This window comes from Serratia plymuthica NBRC 102599 (assembly GCF_001590925.1).
Taxonomy (GTDB): Bacteria; Pseudomonadota; Gammaproteobacteria; order Enterobacterales; family Enterobacteriaceae; genus Serratia; species Serratia plymuthica.
The window spans coordinates 68,747-87,653 of sequence record NZ_BCTU01000023.1 but is presented as its reverse complement, the minus strand read 5'-3'; the positions used below and the strand labels follow the sequence as shown (position 1 = coordinate 87,653).

Annotated in this window: 20 protein-coding genes; 11 read left to right on the top strand and 9 right to left on the bottom strand. The window is 55.2% G+C overall.

Features of this window, described 5'->3' with window-relative positions; translation table 11 throughout:
* Positions 1 to 36: 36 nt before the first annotated feature.
* The gene (gene argS / locus SPL01S_RS16230) at positions 37 to 1,767 is read right to left on the bottom strand and encodes an arginine--tRNA ligase (RefSeq protein WP_004945573.1); all 1,731 of its coding nucleotides are present in this window, start codon (positions 1,765 to 1,767) and stop codon (positions 37 to 39) included.
* 925 nt (positions 1,768 to 2,692) lie between these two features.
* Here argS and SPL01S_RS16225 point away from each other — a divergent pair.
* Positions 2,693 to 3,256: a VOC family protein gene (locus SPL01S_RS16225; protein ID WP_037433035.1), complete on the top strand. Its 564-nt coding sequence runs from the start codon at positions 2,693 to 2,695 to the stop codon at positions 3,254 to 3,256.
* Here the strand turns inward: SPL01S_RS16225 and SPL01S_RS16220 are convergent.
* Positions 3,253 to 4,404, bottom strand: coding sequence for a MalY/PatB family protein (locus SPL01S_RS16220; protein WP_063201218.1), 1,152 nt, complete (start codon positions 4,402 to 4,404; stop codon positions 3,253 to 3,255). The genes SPL01S_RS16225 and SPL01S_RS16220 overlap by 4 nt on opposite strands.
* A gap of 102 nt (positions 4,405 to 4,506) precedes the next feature.
* Here SPL01S_RS16220 and cutC point away from each other — a divergent pair, with 102 nt between their 5' ends.
* The 3 genes from cutC (at position 4,507) to SPL01S_RS16205 (ending at position 7,597) form a co-directional block, all read left to right on the top strand.
* Complete coding sequence (gene cutC, locus SPL01S_RS16215; RefSeq protein ID WP_020439185.1) at positions 4,507 to 5,265, top strand: copper homeostasis protein CutC; 759 nt, start codon at positions 4,507 to 4,509, stop codon at positions 5,263 to 5,265.
* Between the two features lie 566 nt (positions 5,266 to 5,831).
* The gene (locus tag SPL01S_RS16210) at positions 5,832 to 6,233 is read left to right on the top strand and encodes a YuaE family lipoprotein (protein WP_063201215.1); all 402 of its coding nucleotides are present in this window, start codon (positions 5,832 to 5,834) and stop codon (positions 6,231 to 6,233) included.
* Positions 6,230 to 7,597, top strand: a complete 1,368-nt coding sequence (locus SPL01S_RS16205; RefSeq protein WP_063201213.1) for an FKBP-type peptidyl-prolyl cis-trans isomerase N-terminal domain-containing protein — start codon at positions 6,230 to 6,232, stop codon at positions 7,595 to 7,597. Before SPL01S_RS16210 ends, SPL01S_RS16205 begins: the two co-directional genes overlap by 4 nt.
* A gap of 36 nt (positions 7,598 to 7,633) precedes the next feature.
* Here SPL01S_RS16205 and cmoB read toward each other — a convergent pair whose 3' ends face one another.
* The 5 genes from cmoB to SPL01S_RS16180 all read right to left on the bottom strand — a co-directional run bounded on the left by cmoB (position 7,634) and on the right by SPL01S_RS16180 (position 11,413).
* Positions 7,634 to 8,605 carry a tRNA 5-methoxyuridine(34)/uridine 5-oxyacetic acid(34) synthase CmoB gene (gene cmoB, locus SPL01S_RS16200; RefSeq protein WP_062791873.1) on the bottom strand — a complete coding sequence of 324 codons (972 nt, stop codon included), beginning with the start codon at positions 8,603 to 8,605 and terminating at the stop codon, positions 7,634 to 7,636.
* Entirely contained in the window at positions 8,602 to 9,345 is a 744-nt protein-coding gene (gene cmoA, locus SPL01S_RS16195; RefSeq protein ID WP_063201210.1) for a carboxy-S-adenosyl-L-methionine synthase CmoA, read from the bottom strand. The genes cmoB and cmoA overlap by 4 nt, the downstream gene beginning before the upstream one ends.
* 103 nt (positions 9,346 to 9,448) lie before the next feature.
* Entirely contained in the window at positions 9,449 to 9,844 is a 396-nt protein-coding gene (locus SPL01S_RS16190; RefSeq protein ID WP_004945554.1) for an MAPEG family protein, read from the bottom strand.
* Between the two features lie 102 nt (positions 9,845 to 9,946).
* Positions 9,947 to 10,762: a DUF72 domain-containing protein gene (locus tag SPL01S_RS16185; RefSeq protein ID WP_111738563.1), complete on the bottom strand. Its 816-nt coding sequence runs from the start codon at positions 10,760 to 10,762 to the stop codon at positions 9,947 to 9,949.
* Between the two features lie 72 nt (positions 10,763 to 10,834).
* Positions 10,835 to 11,413, bottom strand: coding sequence for a hydrolase (locus SPL01S_RS16180; protein ID WP_063201206.1), 579 nt, complete (start codon positions 11,411 to 11,413; stop codon positions 10,835 to 10,837).
* Positions 11,414 to 11,616: 203 nt separating this feature from the next.
* On the opposite strand from SPL01S_RS16180, the gene SPL01S_RS24740 reads away from it, so the two are divergent.
* The 7 genes from SPL01S_RS24740 (at position 11,617) to ruvB (ending at position 17,260) form a co-directional block, all read left to right on the top strand.
* Positions 11,617 to 11,847 (top strand): FmdB family zinc ribbon protein, encoded by a 231-nt coding sequence (locus tag SPL01S_RS24740; protein WP_004945545.1) that lies wholly within the window; start codon positions 11,617 to 11,619, stop codon positions 11,845 to 11,847.
* Positions 11,848 to 11,920: 73 nt separating this feature from the next.
* A complete protein-coding gene (aspS, locus tag SPL01S_RS16175) occupies positions 11,921 to 13,705 on the top strand; it encodes an aspartate--tRNA ligase (RefSeq protein WP_063201203.1) in 1,785 nt (594 codons plus the stop codon).
* The gene (nudB, locus tag SPL01S_RS16170) at positions 13,705 to 14,151 is read left to right on the top strand and encodes a dihydroneopterin triphosphate diphosphatase (protein ID WP_006325886.1); all 447 of its coding nucleotides are present in this window, start codon (positions 13,705 to 13,707) and stop codon (positions 14,149 to 14,151) included. The genes aspS and nudB overlap by 1 nt, the downstream gene beginning before the upstream one ends.
* Before the next feature lie 19 nt (positions 14,152 to 14,170).
* The gene (locus tag SPL01S_RS16165) at positions 14,171 to 14,914 is read left to right on the top strand and encodes a YebC/PmpR family DNA-binding transcriptional regulator (RefSeq protein ID WP_004945533.1); all 744 of its coding nucleotides are present in this window, start codon (positions 14,171 to 14,173) and stop codon (positions 14,912 to 14,914) included.
* Positions 14,915 to 14,987: 73 nt separating this feature from the next.
* Positions 14,988 to 15,509 (top strand): crossover junction endodeoxyribonuclease RuvC, encoded by a 522-nt coding sequence (ruvC, locus tag SPL01S_RS16160; RefSeq protein ID WP_004945529.1) that lies wholly within the window; start codon positions 14,988 to 14,990, stop codon positions 15,507 to 15,509.
* Between the two features lie 112 nt (positions 15,510 to 15,621).
* The gene (ruvA, locus tag SPL01S_RS16155; RefSeq protein ID WP_004945526.1) at positions 15,622 to 16,236 is read left to right on the top strand and encodes a Holliday junction branch migration protein RuvA; all 615 of its coding nucleotides are present in this window, start codon (positions 15,622 to 15,624) and stop codon (positions 16,234 to 16,236) included.
* 19 nt (positions 16,237 to 16,255) lie between these two features.
* The gene (ruvB, locus tag SPL01S_RS16150; RefSeq protein WP_004945523.1) at positions 16,256 to 17,260 is read left to right on the top strand and encodes a Holliday junction branch migration DNA helicase RuvB; all 1,005 of its coding nucleotides are present in this window, start codon (positions 16,256 to 16,258) and stop codon (positions 17,258 to 17,260) included.
* A 62-nt stretch (positions 17,261 to 17,322) separates the two neighbouring features.
* On the opposite strand, the gene znuB is transcribed toward ruvB, so the two are convergent.
* Positions 17,323 to 18,108: a zinc ABC transporter permease subunit ZnuB gene (znuB, locus tag SPL01S_RS16145; RefSeq protein ID WP_006325884.1), complete on the bottom strand. Its 786-nt coding sequence runs from the start codon at positions 18,106 to 18,108 to the stop codon at positions 17,323 to 17,325.
* Entirely contained in the window at positions 18,105 to 18,863 is a 759-nt protein-coding gene (gene znuC, locus SPL01S_RS16140) for a zinc ABC transporter ATP-binding protein ZnuC (protein WP_062871073.1), read from the bottom strand. The genes znuB and znuC overlap by 4 nt, the downstream gene beginning before the upstream one ends.
* Positions 18,864 to 18,907: the final 44 nt, after the last annotated feature.

Sequence of the window (18,907 nt, the reverse complement as noted above, 5' to 3'; positions counted from 1 at the left end):
CGCCTCGGCGACCCTTTTTCGTCTTCAGACGTTGGCTTACATGCGTTCGACGGTGTCGATACCCAGCGTATCCAGACCGGTTTTCAGCGTTCTGGCGGTCAGCAATGCCAGTTTCAGGCGGCTTTGACGCGCTTCTTCACTGTCTGCATTCAGGATTTGGCAATGTTCGTAGAAGCCGGAGAACAAGCCTGCCAGGTCGTACAGATAAGTACACATCACGTGCGGAGTGCCGTCGCGTGCCACCGTGGTGATAACTTCTTCGAATTGCAGCAGGCGGGTCGCCAGCGCAATCTCACGCTCTTCGGTCATCACCAGCGGCAGGGTCAGGCTGTTCTCATCGAGACCGGCACGCTTGAATACCGAGGCCACACGGGTATAGGCATACTGCATATAAGGGGCGGTGTTGCCCTCAAATGCCAGCATGTTGTCCCAGTCAAAGATATAGTCGGTCGTACGGCTTTTTGACAGATCGGCGTATTTAACAGCGCCGATACCGACGACATTTGCCAGGTGCTGCATTTCTTCTGCCGGCATATCCGGGTTTTTCTCGGCAATCAGTTTGCCGGCGCGATCGATAGCTTCATCCAGTAGATCGGACAGCCTCACCGTACCGCCCGCACGGGTTTTGAACGGCTTGCCGTCTTTGCCCAGCATCATGCCGAACATATGGTGCTCCAGCGAGAGCGAATCCGGGATGTAACCGGCTTTACGCACGATGGTCCATGCCTGCATCAGATGCTGGTGCTGGCGGGAGTCGATGTAATAGAGCACGCGGTCAGCACCCAGCGTTTCGTAGCGGTATTTGGCGCAGGCGATATCGGTGGTAGTGTACAGGTAGCCGCCATCTTTCTTCTGGATGATGACGCCCATAGGTTCGCCGTCTTTATTCTGGTATTCGTCGAGAAACACCACGGTGGCGCCTTCGCTTTCTACCGCCAGCCCCTTGGCTTTCAGATCGGCGACGATTTCCGGCAGCATCGCGTTATACAGGCTCTCGCCCATTACGTCGTCTTCGGTCAGGGTGACATTCAGGCGGTTATAGGTGAGCTGGTTTTGCGCCATGGTGATGTCGACCAGCTTACGCCACATCTTCAGGCAGTATTGATCGCCGCCCTGCAATTTCACCACGTAGGCGCGGGCGCGTTCGGCGAACTCCGCATCTTCGTCGTAGTGTTTCTTCGCTTCACGATAGAACTGTTCCAGATCGGACAGGCCCATGTCGCTGGCATTTTCATTCTGCATTTTTTCCAGGTAGGCAATCAGCATGCCGAACTGGGTGCCCCAATCGCCGACGTGGTTGGCGCGGATCACTTTGTGGCCCAGGAATTCCTGGGTGCGTGCGGCGGCGTCGCCGATAATGGTCGAACGCAAGTGACCGACGTGCATCTCTTTCGCTACGTTGGGCGCGGAGTAGTCGATGACGATGGTTTGTTGTTTAACCGGTGCAATGCCAAGCTTCGGCGCATTCAGCACCTGATCAACCTGTTGCGCAACCCATTCGCCGTTCAGGAAGATATTAATAAAGCCAGGGCCGGCGATTTCTACTTTGCTGGCGATGTCGCCGAGATCAAGCAGCTGGACCACTTTTTCCGCCAACTGGCGTGGCGGCATGCCGAGTTTCTTGGCTACGGACATCACGCCGTTGGCCTGATAGTCGCCAAATTGTGCTTTTGCTGACTGACGGACCTGTGCTTCGCAATCGGCTGGCGCGCCTGCGGCAATCAGCGCCTGGCTGACCTTATCTGAAAGAAGAACCTGAATATTCACCGGGTTACCTTAATGACGAACGAGGGGCCGTATGCCATGCCCCTGTGGGATTCAAAGGTGGTTTTCTGGCTGCGCGTCGAGACGGCAGCCCACCACAAAACAGCCTGTAATTGTAACCGATCTGATGTGTTACGTCAGCAGTTGGCGCCGGGGGGAAAGGCGAAAGTGCAGGTTTGAAAATACCGGGCCAACAAAGAGAGTGCGTTTCAAGGGGGGGCGTGTGCAGTACAAGAAGGTCAAAATGAGTGAAAAGGAATAGGTGATAAGGAAATGAAATAATCAGATCTAACGTTTTTTGTTATGACGGCGGGAGTCCAGAGTGTTAATGCTGCGTGATTTGAAATGGCGGTAAATTGCGTACGCGGCAATAACGACCAACAATAAAGATATGATTAAAAGAAACATGGTTGTTATCTCAAGTTTTGATTTTCCCCAAAGTAGCTTAATTGATTTTTATAAGCAATTATTAAAACTTCATTTAAGATAAGTCTCACCGCTGTGGGGTGTGAAATTCAATGAAAACAAATGGTTGATTTGATTATTCTTACTGGAATTGTCTCGTATACCCATTGTTGACTTTGTTGTTTTTATGGCGAGTTATCGAGTGAGTAGAGTGATTTTCCGGATTCAATGCAGCTTATTAAGCTAATAATTTCTGAAATGTTTCCGTCATAAGAAAAATCTATCTATGACATGCGAAGATTCCGAACTTTAATTAATCAGGCTTGGGTTTTAACGGTGCTATTAATAAGGGTAATTAACGCTTGTTCTTTTGTGCCCTTTATCAATGTTAGTTGAAATATTTTACACGGCGGTAATGTGACGGACACAAATGTTACATTTTCCTGGGCAAAACGTGGATAGCCGCGTCTCAGCCGTGTAAATTAGCCCCCCTGAATTCGCTTTCCTTCGTATCGAGGCCCCTATGACGATCTTCCCGGCCATTGCCGAGCTTAATGACTTGGCGCTGGATCTGCCGCGTTTTGAACAGGCGTTGAGCCAGTTTGCGCAAAAACTGCATCTGGATTTGTCGCAGTTCAGCGCGGACCACATTTCGGTGCGTTGCCACCAAAACACCACCGCTGAACGCTGGCGGCAGGGGTTGCAGCAATGCGGCTCGTTGTTGTCTGAAGCGACGATCAACGGACGCCCGATTTGCCTGTTCGATCTGCATCAGCCGTTGCAGGTAGGTCCGTGGCTAATTGACTGCGTGGAACTGCCTTATCCGGGGGACAAGCGTTATCCTCACGAGGGATGGGAACATGTGGAATTGGTGCTTAGCGGCGAACCGGCCTCGCTGTATGCGCGCGCGCTGAGCCATTTGCCCGACGAGGCACTGTTGGCACCGGGGATCAAATTGAAACAGAGCTCGCCGCAAGGTGAGGGCGAGCGATTGCCGAATCCAACGTTGGCGATCACCGACGGCAGCGTAACGATTAAGTTTCACCCGTATTCCATCCGGGAAATCGTCGCCAGCGAGCAAGCTTAACCGGGCATCAGCGCTTGGGTGGCCAGCATCATGCGATCCAGCGCTTGCGTAAGCAGTTCGCGCCGGCAGCCGAAATTCAGACGTACAAACCTGCGGTCGCCGAAATCCAGGCCCGCGCTTAAGCCCACCCCGGCCTGTTCAAAGAAAGCGTGTGGATTGTCGGTCGCCAGTTGGCTGCAATCGATCCAGGCCAGATAGGTGGCTTCTATCGGGTGCAGCAACAGGCCGGGCATGGCGTTAATGCGTTCGGTCACCAAATCGCGGTTGGCGCGCAGATACGCCAACTGGGCGTCCAACCAGCCTTGCCCGTCCTGGTAGGCGGCTTGTGCGGCGACCAACGCCAGCACGTCGACTTCCGGAACTATGCCGCTGCGCGCGCGGGCCAACTTTTGGCGCAGGCCGGCGTTGGGAATCACCGCCATTGAGGCCCCTAATCCGGCAATGTTGAAGGTTTTCGATGGTGACATCAACGTAATGCTACGCTGGGCTGCGTCTTCATTAAGCGTGGCAAAGGGGATGTGTTCGCAACCCGGCTCAAGCAACAGATCACAATGAATTTCATCGGAACAGACGATCAAATCATGGCTACGGGCGAATTCATGCTGTTGCGACAACTCCTCGCGGCGGTAGACGGTTCCGCCCGGATTTTGCGGGTTGCACAGCAACAGCAATTTTTCGCTGCCGCCGAGCCTAGCCGCTATCGCGTCGAAATCCAGCAGCCAACGCCGGTCGTGCAGCTTGAGCGGCACCGGCAGATGCGGGCGTCCGGCGAATTTCGCCGCTTTGCGAAACGGCGGGTAGATGGGTGACGGCGCCAGAGTGCCTTCACCCTCAGCGGTAAAGGCGCGGACGCACAGATTCAGCCCACAGACCAGACCGGGCAGGAAAATCAGCCATTCGGGCTTGATGTGCCAGCCATAGCGCTCTACCATGCGGCGGGTAAAAACCTCAATAAGTTCAGGGGATGGATGGCCGTAGCCGAACACGCCATGCGCTACGCGCCGCTGCAATGCGTCGATGATCGCGGGCGGGGAGCGGAAGTCGGTGTCGGCGACCCAAAGCGGAATGATGTCGCGGTCGCGATATTTATCCCACTTAACGCTGTCACTGTGACTACGGTCTACCCATTGATTAAAATTGAATGCCATAGTTATTACCCTGAACCGGTTCATGTCTATCAATGAGCCTACGCGAGAAATTCTGAAGTTAACAAACTGCCGTCACATTTTGGCCGTCATCTGGGGGTGACAATGATTAAACTGGAAGTTTGCTGCTTTAGCGTCGATTGCGCGCTGACGGCGGAGCAGGCAGGCGCTGATCGCATAGAATTATGTGCCAGCCAGAGCGAGGGCGGTTTGACGCCCAGCTACGGTACGCTGCGCCTGGCGCGCGATAGGGTATCCATCCCGGTGCATCCGATCGTCCGCCCGCGCGGCGGGGACTTTTGCTACGGTGCGGTGGATTTCGACGTGATCAAGCAGGACATCGTGCAGATCCGCGACATGGGTTTTGCCGGCGTAGTGGTGGGTATGCTGGATGAAGAAGGGCATATCGACCTGCCGCGCATGCGTGAAGTCATGCGGTTGAGCGGCAATATGGCGGTCACCTTCCATCGCGCTTTCGACATGTGTCAGAACCCGATGGTGGCACTTGATCAACTGACGCAACTGGGAGTTGCGCGGATATTGACCTCCGGTCAACAACAAAGCGCCGAGCTTGGGCTGCCGTTGCTGCGCGATCTGGTGCATGCCAGCCAGGGGCCCGTGATTATGGCCGGCGCCGGTGTGCGGCTCAGCAACCTGCACAAGTTTGTGGATATCGGCGTTCAGGAGGTGCACAGCTCTTCGGGGCACGCGGTACCTTCGACCATGCGCTATCGCAAAGCCGGCGTGACCATGTGTTCGGACAATGAGTTCGATGAATTTAGCCATTATTGCGTGGATGGCGAAATGGTGGAAGCGATGAAAAACGCGCTGGCCTTGGTTGATCCTTTGGCGCAAAGCGCATAAACACGCAGCTAACCGTGTTCTGATTACCGGTTTCCGGGCTAAAGCCCCTTGGCGTGCAACTGAACCCTCGGTGATCACGCGAGTACCAGGCCCCGGCGTTTTGTCGGGGCTTTTTTTATGCCCGAAAAAGCCCGATGAGTGGCAATATAGATAGATTAAACGACAGGCATTTCTCATCAGGCTCGTTATTATCGGATGCTTCGGGTATTCCCTTGTCATTATTAATACCAGCTGATAAATTTAATTTGCACCGCTCATTTAATATCATTAATTTAAATTTTCTTCACTATTTTTATAAACGCCATGAATGAATGAGGTTTAATCTAAGAAATAACCTGAATTATGTTTTTACCACTCGGTGAATTTAACCATTTTATTTTCAATAGCCCTGTTCTCTATACCCAATGGTCTTCAAGTTGCAGCCAGCAACGTGGCTGCTGAGAAGCGACGGAGATAGGCGAGAGAAAGTATCGTAATACCACTAAGGAAGCCTGCCACAGGCCGCCAAATGGCCGTCACGGCCATAAACGGAAGTGCTTGTCAGGTTTAACAAGGAGATAAAGATAATGACCAGAACGGCATACCGCCTAACCGCTTCACTTTTATTGACCATGACATTGACCGGCTGCCAAAACGTCAAACGGCCTGTGCCTCTGGTGAATAAAGAGAGTGCGACAGAAGCGGTGGAGCAAGATAAAAAACAGCGCGAAGCCGAGCGTATGCAGCAATGCCAACATGAGCTTGAGGCAATGCGCAATATGGATCCCGAGAAATACCAAAAATTCAAACGTGAATTTGACACCTTGATGAGTGGCGCGGCGCAATATGCCGGGATGCGGACAAGGGTAAATACTGACACTCAGGAAACCGTCGATGCGCTTTACCGCTATCGCACCAACCGCCTTTGCGCCGATATCAGCACCACCATGATGACCGGCCTCGCCGAGCGGGGAGAACGTATTCAATGATCTCTTGCTCCCGACAGACTTTTTTTAGCCTGATGCTGCCGCTGATGGCGGCGTCGGGTGCGCTTTATGCGGATGAAGGCGTGCCCGTTTTATTGCAGTTTGCCGAACAATATCACCAACAGGGGGCACAGGAAATACCGGCAAACAAGCAGCAGCCAACCCAGATACCGGTTCAAAAACCAACGGTTAAGGTGAGTCAAGTTCGGGAGCCTACCACTAATCAACGGCAACAATTGATGGCAGTCCACAAAACGTTGCGGGAGAAAGAAGCTCAACTTGAGCGCCAACAGGCCACCATTCTGTCCCTACAGCAGGAGTTAACGGCGCTGCGCGTCGCTTCAACGTTGACGGCTCCAAACACTGCGCCTTCACAACAAGATTTCACCGCCTTGAGTGAGTTTGCCAGCGCTGTACGGCAGGCGTTAAATCTGACGCCGACGGAACGGCAGGCGCAGGCGTTGATAGCTGAGGCGCACAAGACGATGGGGGAACTTCAGGTGCAGTTGACGCAGCTTCAGGATAAAAACCGAAAGCAGGCGAAACAGCTTGAAGATAATGGGCTGCAACTTGCCGCTGCGCTTGAAGAAAATGCTAAATCAGCTCAGCAATTCGAGCAGGTAAGCAAGCGGGCAAGCGAGGCTGAGCAAGAGCGGGTTGCCGGCAATCAGGTGGAGAAGCGTTTGCGCAAGGAAATTGACGATCTGCGTTCACGGGCCACGCTGTTGCCGGACAAGCTGACGTTGACGAAACCTCAGGAACAGCAGAGTTATGCCGCCGGTGTAGCGCTGGGACGAGATATCCAGACCCTGCTGGCGGAGCGTAAAACGTGGGGAATCGATCCCGATAAAACGACGTTGTTGGGCGGCATGATCGACACCTTCAATGGCCACTATCAATTGAGTGAGGCGGTGTTGGTGAGCGCGTTGGCAGAGTCGGAAAAAACGGTGAATGCCGGCAGAACCAAGGCGGTGAAAGACCAACAGGCCAAAGGCGAATCTTTCGTTTCTGAGTTCAGGAAGAAAAAAGGCGTAAAGAAATCGTCCGCTGGCTTCTGGTACCGGGTCGATTACCTGGGCGATGAAGCTATTGCTGAAACCTCTTTGGTGGATATCGTGGTGAAAGAGATGTTGACCGATGGCCGGGTGATTCAGGATATGGATCGCAGTGGGAAGGTGCTTTCTCAACCGCTGTCAGCCTATCCGCCGTTATTCCGTGAGGCGATAGGTTACCTGAGAAATCATGGTTCGCTGACCATGGTGGTGCCACCAGAACTGGCTTACGGTGAAGCGGGCTATGCGCCGCAAATCCCGCCGAACGCTACCATGGTGTATGAACTGCGGGTAGTGGATGCCGATAAGGGGTAATGCGGGGCCTGGTTATCCAGGCCCTTTTGGCAAGAATTAAGGTTTTCTGGCCACCAGCACCGCACGCAACGGGGCCGGGTAACCTTCAATTGTCTTGCTGCTGTCCTTGGGATCAAGGAATTCAGCCAGTGATTCGCTGGTCATCCAATCGGTGCGGCGCTGCTCTTCGGTGCTGGTTACGCACATGTCGGCGATCTTCACGTCGACAAAACCGCATTTCTCCAGCCAACACTTCAGCGCTTCGGCCGAAGGAATGAAGTAGACATTGCGCATTTGGGCATAACGATCGCCCGGCACCAACACCTGGTTGCGATCGCCTTCCACCACCAGGGTTTCCAATACCAGCTCACCTTCGGAGACCAACTGATTTTTCAACTGATACAGATGATCCAAGGGTGAACGGCGGTGGTACAGCACGCCCATGGAAAATACCGTATCAAAGGCGGCCAACTCGGGCAGTTGCTCAATACCCAGCGGCAGCAGATGAGCGCGTTGATCGCCACCCAGCAGTTTGCGAACCGCTTCGAACTGGCACAAGAACAGCTGCATTGGATCAATACCCACAGCCATCTGTGCACCGGCACCCACCATACGCCACAGGTGATAGCCGCTACCGCAGCCGACGTCCAGAATGGTGCGGCCGGCCAGCGGTGAAATGTGCGGCAGAACGCGATCCCATTTCCAGTCGGAGTGCCATTCGGTGTCAATGTCGATGCCGTACAGCGAGAATGGGCCTTTACGCCAGGGCATCAGGGTGCGCAGCATCTTTTCGATGCCTTCCAACTGGCCCGGCGACAGCGGTGCCTCCATTTCGGCCCGCACGCCGTGCAGCAAATCGAGACGGGTGGGCGTCAGTTCCGGCAAGTGTTCAACCGAGTTAAACCACTGTTTGAATTTGCCGTGCAGCGACTCGCGCTGCCAGGCGCTGAGCTGCGCGGGCAGGGTATCCAGCCAGTGGCTAAGGTTGCCTTTAGCGATGCGCTGATAGAAATCACCAAACTCAATCATTGCCCAGCTCCCGCTTTCAACGCGATCAGTGAACCGAAGTTAAAACACTGGAACCACACTTCGGCATGTTTAAAACCGGCCTGTTTCAGGCGTGCCTTGTGGGCTTCAACCGAGTCGGTCAGCATGACGTTTTCCAGCATGCTGCGCTTTTGGCTGATTTCCAGCTCGCTGTAGCCGTTGGCACGCTTGAAATCGTGGTGCATGTTGAACAGCAGTTCGCCGACGTCAGCATCTTCAAAACTGAACTTCTCCGACAGCACCAGCGCACCGCCTGGGCGCAAACCGCGATAAACCTGCTCCAGCAACCGCAGACGGTCAGCCGGCTCGAGGAATTGCAGGGTAAAGTTCAGCACCACCATGGAAGCATTTTCGATCTTGATATCGAGGATATCGGCTTCGATAACCTCTACCGGCGTATCGGCGCGAAAAGCGTCAATATGGCGGCGGCAACGTTCGACCATCGCCGGAGAGTTATCGACGGCGATGATGTTGCAACCCGCCACCTTGATATTCCGACGCATCGACAGCGTTGCCGCGCCTAATGAACATCCCAGGTCATACACCTGGCTGTCTGGCTGCACAAAGCGTTCGGCCAGCATGCCAATCATCGAAATGATGTTGGAATAGCCGGGAACGGAACGCTGGATCATGTCGGGGAACACTTCAGCGACGCGTTCGTCGAAGGTCCAGTCGCCCAGTTTGGCGATGGGGGCAGAAAAAAGAGTATCGCGGTTTGGCATAGCGGGAAGTCAGTTCAGAATTCGAAGGCGCGTATTCTAACAGATAACGGCAAGAAAGCGCAGCGGAAGCAGGCGGCGGGGCCGCCTGATGACGAACAGAAGATCAATACAGGCTGAAAATCAGATCCCAGGGCAGATAGAAAATGTTGGCCAACACCATCAGGACCAACGAAATATAGGTTGCGGCCATACCTGAACGGCGCCAGCGGACTTCACGGTTACGCAAACCGTAGTAGTGCACCAGGCGCCCGGTCATCAGCATCAGGCCGCAAATATGGATCATCCATATTCCTGCGCCGTTCATTTCCATGATCACCAGCAGTACGGCGGCGATAGGAATATATTCTACGGCATTGCCGTGAACGCGGATGGCGGTCTGCAACTCATAAAAGCCGCCGTCTCCGTAGGCGACACGGTACTGCATCCTTAACTTAACCACGTCATAAGAGAGTTTGATCAACAACAATGCGCCGAGCACGACATAAAGCGCGCTTACCATTTTTAACTCCATTCCCTAACCAAAACTGGCAGCGAGCATCATAGCCGCCATTACAATCACTGTCGCGAGGAAAAATCTGATGTAATCGGTCAGATTAATCGGTCAAAACAGTGCATCCTGCTCCGGCCAGTCCGGCGGCGGGGGCAAATTAGGAATAGCCTGATGAAGCTGCTGCCAGATTTTTTGCGCCTGTTGCGGTGAATCGCCATTATCCGGCGTATGAATAAACAGGAAGGGGGTGGATTGCTGTTGCCATATGGGCAGTTTCTGCTGCCAGGCATCAAACCAACGCAGATTGTCTTGCAACACGTCCCCGCCGATAAAACGGACCAGCGGATTGTGGGCGGTGACCAGCGCATGCACCGGCAGCTTGGGTTTCTTTTGCTGGGCGTCACGCACTGCGGCGCTGTCAGGGGCGGCATGATGCACCGGCCGGCTGTCGAGGATCACCCGGTTGATACCGCGCTGATGCAACCCCTGATTCAACAGCCGCTCTTCCTCGCCCTTGGCGAAGAAAGCCGGGTGACGTACTTCTACGCCGTAGGTGAATTCTTTCGGCAACTCGTCAAAGAACTGCCACATGCGCGGCAACTCATCCGGCCCAAATGCCGAGGGTAACTGCAACCAAAGCTGCCCGATACGCTGATGGACCGGGCTCAGGCAGTGATAAAATGCCTGCAGTTCGGCATCGCAGTTACGCAGTGCGGCCTTATGGCTGATCTCTGAGGGGAACTTGAAACAAAAGCGAAAATCATCGGTGGTCATGTCGCGCCAGCGCTGAACGATCTCCAGCTTGGGTAACGCGTAGAAAGTCGTGTTGCCTTCCACGCAGTTAAAATAGCGGCTGTAATCCGCCAGATCGCGCAGCCCGATGCGATTCCAGGCTGTGTGCTGCCACTGTGGTAGTCCGATGTAGATCAACGCGTCATCTTCCTTAATGAATGTCTTTGTGAGGTAAACGCGGGCGCGGCATGTGACGCCTCTGTAATGTTATTCGCCGAGTGCGGCAAGAATTTCACCGGTGCTGCGCACGCGAGCCAGGCGTGGGAAAATATTGTCGAAGGCAAACCGGTGCATCTCAGTATTTTGCGCGCTGCACAGGTCTTCGGCTATCACTAACTCGTAACCGTGCTCCCAGCCGGCGCGGGCGGTGGATTCAACGCCGATATTGGTGGCGATCCCGCCCAGCACCAAAGTTTTAATGCCGCGGCGGCGTAATTGCAAATCCAGTTCGGTACCGTAAAACGCGCCCCATTGACGTTTGGTCACCAGAATATCGCCGTCGCTGACTGCCAGAGATTCCGGAAATTCCCACCAGTTTGCCGGTAATCCGCCCGCCGGCGATGGTGTGGGTCTGTCCACTGGCTGTTTCAGCGCATCGGCAAATGTGTCGGACCAGCCGATGCGCACCAGGATCACCGGCGCGCCGAGCGAGCGAAAACGCGCTGCCAGTTGCGCGCCGTGGGCTACCACGCTTTCGGCACTGTGCGGCCCGCCGGCGTAGGGCAGGATGCCGTTTTGCAAATCAATCAGCACCAGCGCTGTGGTTTGAGTATCGAGTTTCAACATCGGGGTCTCCCGTTACTGGGTGGATAAAATATGCGCAGCCAGAACGGCGCACTAAAACCAGGGTGAATTCAGGCTACGTGAAAAAAGGGTCACCGGTTAATGAGAAATTTGTTAATCAATGTGTTACTTCGGACAAAAACACGCCATTTAGTGCTGCAACAAAGCTGTGTTCGCACTTATCTGGAGCATGAATTTCCTTTATAATGATCGCCTTTTTTCAACACACTTTACTCCAACGAACTATGCCGATTTATGAATATGCATGTGGTGCTTGCAGCCTTCGGTTAGAGAAATTGCAAAAATTTTCCGATGCGCCGCTGACTGACTGTCCGGCGTGTGGGCAGCCCGCGTTAACCAAGTTGATTTCTTCCACGGGTTTCCAGTTAAAGGGCACCGGTTGGTATGCAACCGACTTTAAACCGGGTAATAAATAGAGTTCATCAGTTAACAGCCGCGTGGCCGGCGCAAAAGCCCGCGCGGAATCGGCTTAAGCCAAAAGGATAGCGTATGCGTACTGAATATTGCGGGCAATTGAATCTGTCCCACGTGGGCCAGGAAGTCACTTTGTGTGGTTGGGTCAACCGTCGTCGCGATCTGGGCGGCCTGATCTTTATTGATATGCGCGACCGCGAAGGCATCGTGCAGGTGTTCTTCGACCCGGACCAGAAAGCCGCGTTTGACAAGGCATACGACCTGCGCAACGAGTTCTGCATTCAGATTGTCGGCACCGTGCGTGCGCGTCCGGACAGCCAAATCAATAAAGATATGTCCACCGGGGAAGTGGAAGTGTTCGCTCATGCTCTGGAGATCATCAACCGCTCCGAGCCGTTGCCGCTGGACTCCAACCAGGTCAACACTGAAGAAGCGCGCCTGAAATACCGCTACCTGGATCTGCGTCGCCCGGAAATGGCCGATCGCCTGAAGACCCGCGCCAAAATCACCAGCTTCGTGCGTCGCTTTATGGACAGCAACGGCTTCCTCGACATCGAAACCCCGATGTTGACCAAAGCCACGCCGGAAGGTGCGCGTGACTACCTGGTGCCGAGCCGTGTGCACAAAGGTAAGTTTTATGCGTTGCCGCAGTCGCCACAGCTGTTCAAACAGCTGCTGATGATGTCGGGTTTTGATCGTTACTACCAAATCGTCAAATGCTTCCGCGATGAAGATCTGCGTGCTGACCGTCAGCCTGAATTTACCCAAATCGACGTTGAAACCTCTTTCATGACCGCCGATCAAGTGCGTGAAGTGATGGAAAAGTTGGCACGTGACCTGTGGCTGGATGTGAAGGGCGTGGATCTGGGCGATTTCCCGGTCATGACCTTCGCCGAAGCGATGCGTCGCTATGGCTCCGACAAACCGGATCTGCGTAACCCGCTGGAGTTGGTGGACGTTGCCGATCTGGTGAAAGACGTTGAGTTCAAAGTATTCTCCGGCCCGGCTAACGACGCCAAAGGCCGCGTAGCCGCTATCTGCGTTCCGGGCGGCGCGCAGCTGACTCGTAAGCTGATCGATGAGTACGGCACCTTCGTTAACATCTATGGCGCCAAAGGCCTGGCCTGGCTGAAGGTCAACGACCGTACCGCCGGCATGGAAGGCGTACAAAGCCCGATCGCCAAATTCCTCAGCGCGGAAGTGCTGGAGGCGATCCTGGTGCGTACCAACGCGCAGACCGGCGACATCCTGTTCTTCGGCGCAGACAGCTTCAAGATTGTAACCGATGCGATGGGTGCGCTGCGTCTGAAACTGGGCCGTGATCTGCAACTGACCAAGCTGGACAGCTGGGCGCCGCTGTGGGTGGTGGACTTCCCAATGTTCGAAGAAGACGGTGAGGGCGGCCTGGCGGCGATGCACCATCCGTTCACCGCACCGCGCGACATGAGCCCGGAAGAGCTGAGTTCGGCGCCAACCACGGCCATTGCCAATGCCTATGACATGGTGATCAACGGCTATGAAGTGGGCGGCGGTTCCGTGCGTATTCACCGCAGCGAAATGCAGCAGACGGTCTTCAGCATTCTGGGCATCAACGAACACGAACAGCGCGAGAAATTCGGCTTCCTGCTGGATGCATTGAAGTACGGCACACCACCGCACGCCGGCCTGGCCTTTGGTCTGGACCGACTGGTGATGCTGCTGACCGGTACCGACAACATTCGTGACGTGATTGCCTTCCCGAAAACCACCGCTGCTGCCTGTCTGATGACCGAAGCGCCAAGCTTTGCCAACCCGGCGTCGTTGCAGGAGTTGGGGATTTGCGTGGTCAAGAAAGCCGCGTTACCGGAAGAGAACGAGTGATGAGCTATAAGCGGCCCGAGTCCATTTTGGTAGTGATTTACGCCAAATCCAGTGGACGGGTGCTGATGTTACAGCGGCGCGACGATACCGAATTCTGGCAGTCGGTTACCGGTAGCCTGGAGGAAAATGAGTCGCCGCCGCATGCCGCACGGCGTGAGGTCATGGAAGAAGTCGGCATCGATATCGAAGCAGAGAATCTGCCGTTGTTCGATTGCCAGCGTTGTGTGGAGTTTGAACTCTTTGTCCATTTGCGACATCGCTATGCCCCGGGAACCACGCGCAATAAAGAGCACTGGTTCTGTCTGGCGTTGCCTGAAGAGCGCGATCCGGTGATTACCGAGCATCATGCTTACCGCTGGCTTGAGGCGGCGCAAGCCGTGAAGTTGACCAAGTCCTGGAGCAATCAGCAGGCGATTGAAGAGTTTGTGATTAATTCAGTCCAGTAATTTTTTTCGGAGATTTTTTATGGCAGGTCATAGTAAGTGGGCCAACACAAAGCACCGTAAAGCTGCGCAGGATTCCAAGCGCGGTAAAATTTTCACCAAAATTATTCGCGAGCTGGTGACCGCCGCGAAACTGGGCGGTGGAGATCCAGGGGCTAACCCACGTCTGCGTGCGGCGATCGACAAGGCGCTGTCCAACAACATGACGCGCGACACCCTGAACCGCGCCATCGCGCGTGGCGTAGGCGGCGATGATGATTCCAACATGGAAACCATCATTTATGAAGGTTACGGTCCGGGCGGCACTGCCGTCATGATCGAATGCCTGAGCGACAACCGCAACCGTACCGTGGCAGAAGTGCGTCATGCCTTCACCAAATGCGGCGGTAACCTCGGCACCGACGGTTCTGTGGCTTATCTGTTCACCAAGAAGGGTGTAATCACTTATGCACCGGGCCTGGATGAAGATGCGGTGATGGAAGCGGCGCTGGAAGCCGGTGCTGAAGATATCGTCAGCTACGACGACGGTGTTATCGACGTGTTCACCGCCTGGGAAAACCTGGGCGAGGTGAAAGATGCGCTGACTGCGGCCGGTTTCACCGCCGACTCGGCGGAAGTTTCCATGATCCCATCGACCAAGGCCGATATGGATGAAGAAACCGCGCCGAAGCTGTTGCGTTTGATCGACATGCTGGAAGACTGTGACGACGTGCAGGAGGTTTACCACAACGGCGAAATCTCCGACGAGGTTGCAGCGACGCTGTAATGGAGTGGCAGTACGGCGCTGCTCTGTGGCAGCGCCTGGCGATGTTAATGCTTAACGCAAGGTGGGTGTAGGGATGACGATCATATTGGGTATCGATCCCGGATCGCGCGTCACCGGTTATGGTCTCATTCGCCAGCAGGGCCGCCAACTGAGCTATATCGCCAGTGGCTGCATTCGCACTGTGGTGGACGACATGCCGACGCGGCTGAAATTGATCTACGCAGGCGTCAGCGAAATCATCACCCAGTTTAAACCTGATTTTTTCGCTATCGAACAGGTGTTTATGGCGAAGAACCCGGATTCGGCGCTCAAACTCGGGCAGGCGCGCGGCGTGGCGATCGTTGCTGCCGTGAACCAGGATCTGGAAGTGTTTGAATATGCGGCGCGTCAGGTGAAGCAAACGGTGGTCGGCACCGGTGCGGCAGAGAAGGCGCAGGTGCAGCACATGGTGCGCTCGCTGCTTAAACTGTCGGCCAACCCCCAGGCGGACGCCGCCGATGCGCTGGCTATCGCCATCACCCACTGCCATCTCAGCCAAAACGTGCTGCGAATGAGCGAAGGGCGGTTAAACCTGGCTCGTGGCCGTTTAAAGTAGCGCTTGAACAGTGACAACTCAGGCTGGATATTCATCCAGCCTTTTTTATGTTATAAGCTTTACCAGCACGGCATGGCAGTCGGTCATGCTCAAGAATTCTGCAGGAGGGTAAATGATAGGTCGTCTCAGAGGATATATTCTGGAAAAACAGCCGCCGCTGGTGTTACTGGAGGCAAATGGCGTGGGCTATGAAGTGCATATGCCCATGACCTGCTTTTATGAGCTGCCGGACCTGGGGCAAGAAGCTATCGTATTTACCCAATTTGTGGTGCGCGAAGACGCGCAGCTATTGTACGGCTTCAACGATAAACAAGAGCGCGCACTGTTCCGCGAGTTGATTAAAGTGAACGGCGTGGGCCCAAAACTGGCGCTGGCTATCCTGTCCGGGATGTCCGCACAGCAGTTTGTCAGCGCGGTAGAACGTGAAGAGATCACCACATTGGTGAAATTGCCGGGAGTGGGCAAGAAAACCGCCGAGCGGCTGGTGGTCGAAATGAAAGACCGCTTCAAAGGGCTTAATGGCGATCTGTTCAATAACAGCAGTGAGATCACGCTGCCCGCTTCGGCGACGCAGGCGGCCGAGCTGGACGCGGAAGCAGAAGCCGCTTCTGCACTGGTGGCATTGGGCTATAAACCGCAGGAAGCCAGCCGCATGGTCAGCAAAATCGCCAAGCCGGGCGCCGATTGCGAAACCCTGATCCGCGACGCGCTGCGCGCCGCACTGTAAGGTTGATAAGGGATAGAGAATGATTGAAGCCGATCGCCTGATTTCTGCTGAGCCGATCAACGAAGAAGAAATTCTTGATCGCGCCATTCGGCCAAAGCTGCTGACGGAATATGTCGGCCAGCCGCACGTGCGTGAGCAGATGGAAATCTTTATTCAGGCGGCCAAGCAGCGTGGCGACGCGCTGGACCATTTGCTGATCTTCGGCCCGCCAGGGCTGGGTAAAACCACGCTGGCGAACATCGTCGCCAATGAGATGGGCGTTAACCTGCGCACTACCTCCGGCCCGGTGTTGGAGAAGGCGGGCGATTTGGCGGCGATGCTGACCAACCTCGAGCCGCACGACGTCTTGTTTATCGATGAAATCCATCGCTTGTCGCCGGTGGTGGAAGAAGTATTGTATCCGGCAATGGAAGATTACCAACTGGATATCATGATCGGCGAAGGCCCGGCTGCGCGTTCGATCAAACTCGATCTGCCGCCCTTTACGCTGGTGGGCGCTACCACCCGTGCCGGTTCTTTGACCTCACCGCTGCGCGATCGCTTCGGGATTGTGCAGCGCCTGGAGTTCTATCAGGTTGCCGATTTGCAGCATATCGTTTCACGCAGCGCCAACTGCCTGGGGCTGGATCTCTCGGAAGAGGGCGCTCACCAGGTGGCTCGTCGGGCACGCGGAACGCCGCGTATCGCCAACCGCTTGCTGCGTAGGGTGCGCGACTTTGCCGAGGTCCGGGCCAACGGCGTGATCAATGGCGAAGTTGCGATGCAGGCGCTGGACATGCTGAACGTTGACGCCGAAGGTTTCGACTACATGGACCGCAAGCTGTTGCTGGCGATAATCGACAAGTTCGCCGGCGGACCGGTGGGCCTGGATAACCTGGCGGCGGCGATTGGCGAGGAGCGCGAAACCATCGAAGACGTTATTGAACCCTTCCTGATCCAGCAGGGTTTTATCCAGCGAACCCCGCGTGGACGAATGGCGACCAATCATGCCTATAAACACTTTGGCATTGCGCGCGAAGAGTAAGAATTAAAACATTAAAAAGGGCCGCTGATGCGGCCCTTGTCACGTCAATCGGCAGCCCGGTATCAGGCCTGCTGCTTCCTGAATAAACTCAGCACAAACAGCACCGCAGCGCTCAGCACTACCGAGGGGCCTGCCGGGGTATCGTAAAATGCCGAGAAGGCCAGCCCGCCAGTGACGGCCAGCATGCCCACCAGCACTGCATAACCGGCCATCTGCTCAGGCGTGCGGGCGAATCGGCGTGCCGTGGCCGCCGGTATAATCAGCAGTGAAGTGATGATCAGCGCGCCGACGAACTTCATTGCCAGACCAATGGTCAGAGCGGTGACCAGCATCAGCACGGTGCGTGCCCGCACCAGATTAACGCCGTCTACGTGCGCCAGCTCAGGACTGATGGTCATCGACAGCAGGTTGCGCCACTGCCACCACAGAATCAGCAGCACGATGCTGACGCCGATGCCAATCATCCAGATATCGCTAAAGGTGACAGACAACAGATCGCCAAACAGATAGGCCATCAGATCGACCCGCACGTTGGACATTAACGCCACTACCACCAGACCCAGCGACAGCGCGCTGTGCGCCATAATGCCGAGCAGGGTATCAACGGAAAGTTGTGGCCGACGTTCCAGCCACACCAGCACCAGAGCCAGCACCAGCGTTACGGCAATCACCGCATAGAAAGGATTCACATCCAACAGCAGGCCGAAGGCCACACCCAACAGCGAGGCGTGCGCCAAGGTATCGCCAAAGTAGGACATTCGACGCCAGACAACAAATGAGCCTAGCGGACCTGCGGCCCCCGCCAACAACACCCCGGCCAGCCAGCCGGGTAATAACAGTTCGATCATGCCTCACGGCCCCCGGTTTTCTTCAACACAATGCGTCCTTGCAGGTCGTGACGGTGATTATGGTGGTGGCGATAAACCGCCAGCTGTTCCGCTCCCCGGTTACCAAACATGGCGATAAATTCAGGGTGCATCGACACCACTTCCGGTGCGCCGGAACAGCAGATATGTTGGTTGAGGCACAGCACCTCATCGGTTTTCGCCATTACCAGATGCAGGTCATGGGAAACCATCAATACCGCGCAGCCCAGCTCTTTACGCAGTTGATCGATCAGATCGTACAGCGCCAGTTGGCCATTGACGTCGACCCCCTGCGTCGGTTCATCCAGCACCAGCAACTGAGGTTTATTCAACAGCGCACGTGCCAGCAGCACCCTTTGGTTTTCGCCGCCGGAAAGCTTTTGCATCGGTTGCTCGAGCAGATGGGCCGCTTGCACGCGTTTCAGTGCCGGCAGGATATCGGCCTTTTTGACGCCGGGTTTCAAGCGCATAAAACGGCTGACGGTGAGCGGCAGGGTGGCATCGAGGTGCAGTTTTTGCGGCACATAGCCGATACGCAGGCCCGGCTCGCGTTCAAGCGTGCCTTCGGTTGGCGCAATGAGCCCCAGCACCACCCGCACCAGCGTAGATTTACCTGCACCGTTTGGGCCGAGCAGCGTCAGAATACGACCCGGCTGGAGGCTGAGCGAAATATTCGACAGGACCTTGCGGCTACCAAAGGAGACGGTGATATTTTTTAGCGTTGTCAGTGTAGACATCTCGTGATTACATTTTGCAGAACTAACCGAATGTTATAATATCA

Bases quoted from the DNA above. Each gene is read 5' to 3' on its own strand.
- SPL01S_RS16225 (WP_037433035.1), top strand. From the start codon at position 2,693: ATGACGATCTTCCCGGCCATTGCCGAGCTTAATGACTTGGCGCTGGAT.
- SPL01S_RS16220 (WP_063201218.1), bottom strand. From the start codon at position 4,404: ATGGCATTCAATTTTAATCAATGGGTAGACCGTAGTCACAGTGACAGC.
- cutC (WP_020439185.1), top strand. From the start codon at position 4,507: ATGATTAAACTGGAAGTTTGCTGCTTTAGCGTCGATTGCGCGCTGACG.
- SPL01S_RS16210 (WP_063201215.1), top strand. From the start codon at position 5,832: ATGACCAGAACGGCATACCGCCTAACCGCTTCACTTTTATTGACCATG.
- SPL01S_RS16205 (WP_063201213.1), top strand. From the start codon at position 6,230: ATGATCTCTTGCTCCCGACAGACTTTTTTTAGCCTGATGCTGCCGCTG.
- cmoB (WP_062791873.1), bottom strand. From the start codon at position 8,605: ATGATTGAGTTTGGTGATTTCTATCAGCGCATCGCTAAAGGCAACCTT.
- cmoA (WP_063201210.1), bottom strand. From the start codon at position 9,345: ATGCCAAACCGCGATACTCTTTTTTCTGCCCCCATCGCCAAACTGGGC.
- SPL01S_RS16190 (WP_004945554.1), bottom strand. From the start codon at position 9,844: ATGGTAAGCGCGCTTTATGTCGTGCTCGGCGCATTGTTGTTGATCAAA.
- SPL01S_RS16180 (WP_063201206.1), bottom strand. From the start codon at position 11,413: ATGTTGAAACTCGATACTCAAACCACAGCGCTGGTGCTGATTGATTTG.
- SPL01S_RS24740 (WP_004945545.1), top strand. From the start codon at position 11,617: ATGATCGCCTTTTTTCAACACACTTTACTCCAACGAACTATGCCGATT.
- aspS (WP_063201203.1), top strand. From the start codon at position 11,921: ATGCGTACTGAATATTGCGGGCAATTGAATCTGTCCCACGTGGGCCAG.
- nudB (WP_006325886.1), top strand. From the start codon at position 13,705: ATGAGCTATAAGCGGCCCGAGTCCATTTTGGTAGTGATTTACGCCAAA.
- SPL01S_RS16165 (WP_004945533.1), top strand. From the start codon at position 14,171: ATGGCAGGTCATAGTAAGTGGGCCAACACAAAGCACCGTAAAGCTGCG.
- ruvC (WP_004945529.1), top strand. From the start codon at position 14,988: ATGACGATCATATTGGGTATCGATCCCGGATCGCGCGTCACCGGTTAT.
- ruvA (WP_004945526.1), top strand. From the start codon at position 15,622: ATGATAGGTCGTCTCAGAGGATATATTCTGGAAAAACAGCCGCCGCTG.
- ruvB (WP_004945523.1), top strand. From the start codon at position 16,256: ATGATTGAAGCCGATCGCCTGATTTCTGCTGAGCCGATCAACGAAGAA.
- znuB (WP_006325884.1), bottom strand. From the start codon at position 18,108: ATGATCGAACTGTTATTACCCGGCTGGCTGGCCGGGGTGTTGTTGGCG.
- znuC (WP_062871073.1), bottom strand. From the start codon at position 18,863: ATGTCTACACTGACAACGCTAAAAAATATCACCGTCTCCTTTGGTAGC.